At 71.0% G+C, this 4,502-nt stretch carries 6 protein-coding genes; 1 reads left to right on the top strand and 5 read right to left on the bottom strand.

Annotation, left to right across the window (positions count from 1 at the left end):
• From ACWCSD_RS48505 to ACWCSD_RS48485, 5 genes are all read right to left on the bottom strand, one after another.
• A partial coding sequence (locus tag ACWCSD_RS48505) for a heavy metal translocating P-type ATPase (protein WP_449925924.1) occupies positions 1-2,177 on the bottom strand: 2,177 nt, incomplete at its 3' end.
• A 28-nt stretch (positions 2,178-2,205) separates the two neighbouring features.
• Positions 2,206-3,225, bottom strand: a complete 1,020-nt coding sequence (locus ACWCSD_RS48500) for a hypothetical protein (RefSeq protein ID WP_449925921.1) — start codon at positions 3,223-3,225, stop codon at positions 2,206-2,208.
• On the bottom strand, positions 3,222-3,434 hold the full coding sequence (locus tag ACWCSD_RS48495; protein WP_352323852.1) for a heavy-metal-associated domain-containing protein: 213 nt from the start codon (positions 3,432-3,434) through the stop codon (positions 3,222-3,224). The genes ACWCSD_RS48500 and ACWCSD_RS48495 overlap by 4 nt, the downstream gene beginning before the upstream one ends.
• An 83-nt stretch (positions 3,435-3,517) precedes the next feature.
• The gene (locus ACWCSD_RS48490) at positions 3,518-3,775 is read right to left on the bottom strand and encodes a hypothetical protein (protein ID WP_449925916.1); all 258 of its coding nucleotides are present in this window, start codon (positions 3,773-3,775) and stop codon (positions 3,518-3,520) included.
• Between the two features lie 15 nt (positions 3,776-3,790).
• Positions 3,791-4,129, bottom strand: a complete 339-nt coding sequence (locus ACWCSD_RS48485; protein WP_449925913.1) for a hypothetical protein — start codon at positions 4,127-4,129, stop codon at positions 3,791-3,793.
• Between the two features lie 74 nt (positions 4,130-4,203).
• On the opposite strand from ACWCSD_RS48485, the gene ACWCSD_RS48480 reads away from it, so the two are divergent.
• The gene (locus tag ACWCSD_RS48480) at positions 4,204-4,323 is read left to right on the top strand and encodes a DLW-39 family protein (RefSeq protein ID WP_013130296.1); all 120 of its coding nucleotides are present in this window, start codon (positions 4,204-4,206) and stop codon (positions 4,321-4,323) included.
• The last annotated feature ends 179 nt before the right edge of the window (positions 4,324-4,502 follow it).

The following is a 4,502-nucleotide window of genomic DNA, read 5'->3' as shown; positions in this document are numbered from 1 at the left end:
ACGAACACGCTGGAGAAGGCCATCGCGGCCCCCGCGATCATCGGGTTGAGCAGGCCGAGCGCGGCCAGCGGCAGGGCGGCCACGTTGTAGGCGAAGGCCCAGAACAGGTTGCCCTTGATGGTGCCGAGCGTCCGGCGGGAGAGTCTGATCGCGTCGGCGGCCACCAGCAGGTCGCCTCTGACCAGGGTGAGGTCCGACGCCTCGATGGCGGCGTCCGTGCCGGTGCCCATGGCCAGGCCCAGGTCGGCCTGGGCGAGCGCGGCCGCGTCGTTGACGCCGTCGCCGGCCATCGCCACGACCTTGCCCTCCGACTGCAGCCGCTTGACCACGTCCACCTTGTCGGCGGGCAGCACCTCGGCGATCACCTCGTCGATGCCGACCTCGTCCGCGACCTGCCGGGCGACGGCCTCGTTGTCGCCGGTCAGCAGCACCGGGGTGAGGCCCAGCGCGCGCAGCCTGGCGATGGCCTCCGCACTGGTCTCCTTGACCACGTCCGACACCACCAGCAGCGCCCTGGCCTTGCCGTCCCAGCCGGCCGCGACCACCGTGCGGCCCTTGGCCTGCTCCTCCTCAAGGGTGGCCGCCAGGTCGGCGGGCAGGTGCTGCGACCACTCGGCCAGCAGCCTCGGCCGGCCGACCAGGACCGCGTGCCCGTCCACGATGCCCTGCACGCCGAGCCCCTCGACGTTGGCGAAGTCCTCCACGGTCGCGTCGGACTTCGCCTCCCTGGCGATGGCCTGGGCGATCGGGTGCTCGGAGGCGTGCTCGATGGCGCCGGCCAGCCGCAGCACCTCCTCGCGGCTCTCGCCCTCGGCCAGGTGCACGTCGACCAGCGTCATCCTGCCCTCGGTGACCGTGCCGGTCTTGTCCAGGATGATGGTGTCGATGCGGCGGGTGGACTCCAGCACCTCCGGCCCCTTGATCAGGATGCCGAGCTGTGCGCCCCGGCCGGTGCCGACCAGCAACGCCGTGGGCGTGGCCAGGCCGAGCGCGCACGGGCAGGCGATGATCAGCACGGCCACCGCCGCGGTGAACGCGGCCCCCGCGCCGTTGCCGGTGCCGAGCCAGAAGCCCAGCGTGCCCACCGCCAGCGCGATCACGATCGGCACGAAGATGCCCGACACGCGGTCGGCCAGCCGCTGCACCTCGGCCTTGCCCGTCTGGGCCTCCTCCACCAGCTTGGCCATCTGGGCGAGCTGCGTGTCCGCGCCGACCCGGGTGGCCCGCACCACCAGCCGGCCGCCCGCGTTCACCGTCGCGCCGGTGACGGCGTCGCCGGGACGCACCTCGACGGGCACGGACTCACCGGTCAGCATCGAGGCGTCGACCGCGGAGGTGCCCTCCTCGATCACGCCGTCGGTCGCGATCTTCTCGCCCGGCCGCACGACGAACGTGTCGCCCGCCTTGAGCTGCTCGACCGGCACCCGCCGTCCGTCGGCCAGCTCGACGTCCTTGGCGCCCAGCTCCATCAGGGCCCGCAGCGCGGCCCCCGCCCGCCGCTTGGAACGCGACTCGAAGTAGCGTCCGGCCAGGATGAACGCGGTCACCCCCGCCGCGGCCTCCAGGTAGATGTTGCCCGAGCCGTCGGTGCGCTCGATGGTCAGCTCGAACGGGTGCGTCATGCCCGGCGTGCCGGCCGTGCCGAAGAACAGCGCCCACAGCGACCAGCCGAGGGCGGCCAGCGTGCCGATGGAGATCAGCGTGTCCATGGTGGCGGCGCCGTGGCGCAGGTTCGTCCAGGCGGCCTTGTGGAAGGGCCAGCCGGCGTAGACCACGACCGGCGCGGCCAGCACCAGCGACAACCACTGCCAGTTCGTGAACTGCAGCGCCGGGACCATCGCCATCGCGATCACCGGCACGCTCAGCGTGACGGCGGCGATCAGCCGGTCGCGCAGCGGACGCAGCTCGTCGGCGGGCTCGGCCTGCCCGGCCTGCTCTTCCCGCTCCTTGGCGACCGGGAGCGCGGCGGTGTACCCGGCCTTCTCCACCTCGCTGATCAGCGTCTGGGGGTCGAGCCCGTCGGGAAAGGTGACCTTCGCCTTCTCCGTCGCGTAGTTGACCGTCGCGGTCACGCCCTCAAGCTTGTTCAGCTTGCGCTCGATGCGGTTGGCGCAGGACGCGCACGTCATTCCGCCGATCGCGAGCTCGACGGCCTTTTCCTCGGTGAGGGAAGACATCACCTCTCCTTTCTCGATGTCTCGGTGTTCAGTGGCCGTGGGGGGCCGACGGTTCCGCGGCGGTCGCGTCGCCCTGCGTGGCGCGCACGGTGAAGTCCGCGGTGCGGACCTCGTCCCCGTGCTTGAAGTCGAGGAACAGCCGGTAGTCGCCGATGCTCGGCACCTCGGCGTAGAAGGTGATCTGCGGACCGGCCTTCTCGCCCTGCTCGGGGTGCACGTGCAGGTAGGCCAGGTCACCGGCGCGGAGGGCGACCAGGTGGCCGTACGCGCCCAGGTAGGGCTGCAGGTCGGTGACCGGTTCGCCGTCTTTGCTCACCGAGAGGGTGAGCTTGCTCGCCCGCCCGGGGACCAGGTCTCCGTCGAGGCTCACAGTGTAGTCGCCGACCTTCGAGGAGCGGCTCGCCTCGGGCAGCGGCTTCGGCCGGTAGTCGCCGGCGGCCTGCAGGTCCGTGCCGAGCGTCAGCTTCTCACCGCCGGTCGGGTTCCCACCGCCGGTCGGGGCGAAGTCGGCGAAGGCCCGGTACGGCCCCGCCGCCGGCAGCGTCAGCCCGACCGACCAGATGCCGTCGGGGGTCATCTCCGGATGCAGGTGGAGGAAGGTCGTCAGGTCGCGGGAGACCACGATGAAGTGCAGCTTCTTGTCGTGCTCCACCTGGTAGTCGGTCACCGGGCGGCCGTCCGGGCCGGTGACCGCGAAGCGGAAGTCGGTGGCCTTGCCGGTCTCGATCGGGGTCAGCGGGTTGAGGGTGTATCCGTTCTGCGACACTTGCAGCCCCCCGGGGGTGTCACTGGACGCCTGCTCCGGCGTCCCGCGCTCCTGGCTCTTCTCGCTCTTCTGCCCTTCGTGGCCCTCTTGCCCTTCGCCGGCCTCCTGGCCCTTCAGGGCGTCTTGGCCCTCGTGGGCCTGCTGGCTCTTCGCCATGGCGGTGTGGCTCTGTGTCGGCGGGTCCTGGGCCACCGGGCCGACCGCCCGGCCCACGCCCAGGGCCCCGCCGAAGACGACGGCGAGCCCCAGGGCGTAGGAGCCGAGCTTGGCGGCGGTGTTCATGACTGCCCGACCAGCTCGTATCCGGCTTCCTCGACCGCGGAGGCGATCTGGGACTCCTCGACCTGGCTCTCGCTGGTCACGGTGAGCCGCCCGCTGGCCAGGTCGACCTCGACGCCGGTGACGCCGGCCACGCCGCCGACCTCCTCCTTCACCGAGCTCACGCAGTGGCCGCAGGTCATGCCCTTGACGGTGTAGGTGGCGGTGCTCATTACGGTCTCCTTCAACGCGGTTCCGGTTCCTGCCGAATACTCTAACACGGTACCCCCCCAGGGTATTCCGGAGGGCATGAGATTCAGCTCACGGTTTCGCGTACGGACCGCTGGCGCCTCAACGGGGCGGCGAGCGTCGCGCGGCGACCGGCCACCACCGCGGTGCCCGGACAGGCGGCCCGGAAACCGCGGTGGTCGTTTCCGAAGAGCACCCCGAGCAGAGGAATCGCGGCGGGGGCGATGAGCGCGCCGCCGACACCCTGCACCGTGCGCCCGGCGATCCCGCCCAGGCCGTCCCCGCCGCGGTGGCGATCACTGGCCCGCCGATCGGCGCCACCCATCCGGGGACGAACGCCCTATACGCCCCGAACAGCTCGGACGACCTCGTACAGCGGGCCCCCGCCGCCGGCCGAGAAGCCGAGACCGCGCTGCGTCTCCGGCATCGCGACGGACGCTTTCGCGATCACCATGAACTGGGCGGCGGCGGGAACGTAAGATACGGGCAGGGGTATGCCGCGCGCGCGGGACGTCCGGATATTTGGCATGATCGGGATGTTGTCCGAAGTGATTGGCAGGTTGCCCAGGACGGGATGGAGACAGGCCGGGGTCGAAGGGATGATCCAGGCCGAGCTGAAGGCTCGTTCTACGCACAAGCCGCACATCAGGTTCGTGCGCAACACAAGGAGCGCAGCCATCCCTTGCTAGGCTGCATGTCAACCGTTGGGTCTCACCCCGGCAGGTGAGACCGTCGAAGAAGTGGGGTCACACCGTGAAGAAGCTGCTCGTTCTGGCGCTGGTCGCCCTTGGGGGATTGCTGATCTGGCGTAAGGTGCAGGCTGACCGCGCCGAGCTCGATCTCTGGACCGAGGCGACCGGCAGCGAGAACTAACCGACCGGCGAGGCGATGAGTGACGTCGTCCCCATCGAGCTGGCGTGCCTGGACCTGGCAGGCACCACAGTCGGTGACATCGCTCTTCCACGGCGACCCCGGCTCGCTCTGGCGGCACGTGCTGCGGCGCCAGCCGGGCGAGCTGGCCTTCGTGGCGACCTGCCCCGACGACCCCACGA

Source organism: Nonomuraea sp. NPDC001684, from assembly GCF_053596515.1.
This window is presented reverse-complemented; position numbering and strand designations above follow the sequence as displayed.